Raw genomic sequence first — 1,962 nt, 5'->3', positions numbered from 1 at the left:
GTCTGGCGGTCCCGCCCGAACAGCTGGTGTGGCGCACCGGCTTCATCAAACGGCTGCCCGAACGGCTGCCGGTGCTCTGGTGAGGGACGGCCGTCCCCGGGATGTCCTCCCGGGGGCGGCCGCGCGTCCGTACGGGCTCGGCGGGCTCAGCGGAAGATGCCGGTGTGGCCCAGCGAGTAGCGGCCCGGCTGCGGGTAGACCGCCAGGCCGTGCGGGCCCGAGCCGACCGGGATACGGGCGATCTCCTGGCCGGTGGTGGTGTCGATCGCGTACACCTCGGCGTCGTAACGGCCGGACAGCCACAGGACCTTGCCGTCCGCCGAGACCCCGCCCATGTCGGGGCTGCCGCCGTCCGGCAGGTGCCACTTCTTGGTCAGCTTGTTCTGGGGGAAGTCGAAGATGGAGATCGTGCCCTCGCCCCGGTTGGAGATGTACATCTCCTTGGAGTCCCGGCTGACGTACAGGCCGTGGCAGCCCTTGCCGGTGGGCAGCAGCGTCGGCGTGCTGAACCGGTCGCCGTCCAGGACCCACATGCCGTGGGCCATCATGTCCGCGATGTAGAAGGTCTTCCCGTCCGGGGACATCTTCACGTCCTGCGGCATCGCCCCCTCGAACGGCAGCTTCTGATGCGCGATGACCTGCATCTTCTCCGTGTCGACCTTGAGCAGCTCGCCGGAGAACTCACAGGAGACGATGAAGTAGCGCCCGTCCATGGAGAAGTCGGCGTGGTTGACGCCCGCGCAGTGGACCGGGACGGTCTTGACCCGGTTCATGGTGACCGGCTCGCGGAACACCAGCTCGCGGTCCATCGACGCCATCACGACCGCGTACTTGCCGTTGGGCGTGAAGTAGAGGTTGTACGGGTCGGAGACCTGGACCGTGCGGCCCGGTTTCCCGGTCGCCGGGTCGATGGCGGTGAGGCTGTCCCCCAGGTCGTTGTTGACCCACAGCGTCTTCATGTCCCAGGAGGGGACGACGTGCTGGGGCTGGTGTCCGACCGGGATGGTCTCGATCACCTTGTACGTCTTGGGGTCGATCACCGACACCGTGTTGGAGTTGGTGTTGGGCACGTAGACGCGTTCGAGGAAGTTCTTCACGGCCGGCTGGAGCGCGCCCGGGCGGTCCGCGGCGTAGGCGTCCTTGGGGTCCAGGACCGGCGGCATCCCGGGCAGGCCCTGCGGAACGGCCTTCTTCGGCACGGGCTGAGCGGCGCCCTTGGTGCCCAGGGCCTCGTTCCCTCCCTTGTCCGCGGACGAGCCGCAGCCGGCGAGCGCGGCGAGCAGGAGGCCGCACAGCAGCGCGGCGGTCCTCTTGGTCCTCTTGGTGGGGGTCGGCATCAGGTCAGCAACTCCGTGGTGGTCACCGCGCGCAGTCCGCGGCGGTCGAGGTCGGCGAGGAGGGCCGGCAGCGCGGCGACCGTGTCCGCGTAGCCGAAGTGCAGACTCACCACGGATCCGTTGCGGATCCGCCCGGTGACATTGCGCGTCACGGCCGAGGCGCCGGGCGAGGTGAAGTCGAGCGAGTCGACGTCGTAACTGAGCACGTGCGGGTACCCGGCCCGCCGGGCCAGTCTCTGAACGAGCGGCGTCGCGTACGGGGTACGGGACGGCCGGAACCAGGTCCCGATGGAGCCGGTGATCCGGCGCAGCCGGTCCGCGCAGCCGGTGATCTCGGCATACGCGTCCGGCTCCGCGAGCGCGGAGATGTCGAGGTGGCGCTGGGTGTGGTTGCCGAGGTCATGGCCGCCGTCGAGGATGCGGCGGGCCATCTCGGGGTGTTCGTCCAGCCAGCTCCCGACGGCCAGGACGGTGACCCGGGCGCCGGCCCGCTCGGCCTCGGCGAGCACGGCGGTGGCGCCCTTGGGGTCGCCCTGGCCGTGGAAGGTGAGCGCGACCTTCGGCCGGTCGCGGGGGCCGTGCGCGATCTGGTCCGGCTGGGCCGGGAAGGCGCGGGGGGCCGGGG

General features: G+C 70.5%; 2 protein-coding genes. Both read right to left on the bottom strand.

The features are described from left to right. Positions 1 to 146: 146 nt before the first annotated feature. The gene (locus tag A8W25_RS05965; protein WP_067157113.1) at positions 147 to 1,337 is read right to left on the bottom strand and encodes a YncE family protein; all 1,191 of its coding nucleotides are present in this window, start codon (positions 1,335 to 1,337) and stop codon (positions 147 to 149) included. After that, positions 1,337 to 1,962, bottom strand: a 626-nt coding sequence (locus A8W25_RS05960; RefSeq protein WP_067157110.1) for a polysaccharide deacetylase family protein, incomplete at its 5' end; no start/stop codon positions are given. The genes A8W25_RS05960 and A8W25_RS05965, both read right to left, overlap by 1 nt.

It is taken from the genome of Streptomyces sp. ERV7 (genome assembly GCF_001653515.1).
Lineage (GTDB): Bacteria > Actinomycetota > Actinomycetes > Streptomycetales > Streptomycetaceae > Streptomyces.
The sequence above is the reverse complement of the archived record's forward strand: the minus strand, read 5'-3'. Positions and strand labels throughout refer to the sequence as shown.

Coding starts and splice junctions, on each gene's coding strand:
- A8W25_RS05965 (WP_067157113.1), bottom strand. CDS start 1,337: ATGCCGACCCCCACCAAGAGGACCAAGAGGACCGCCGCGCTGCTGTGC.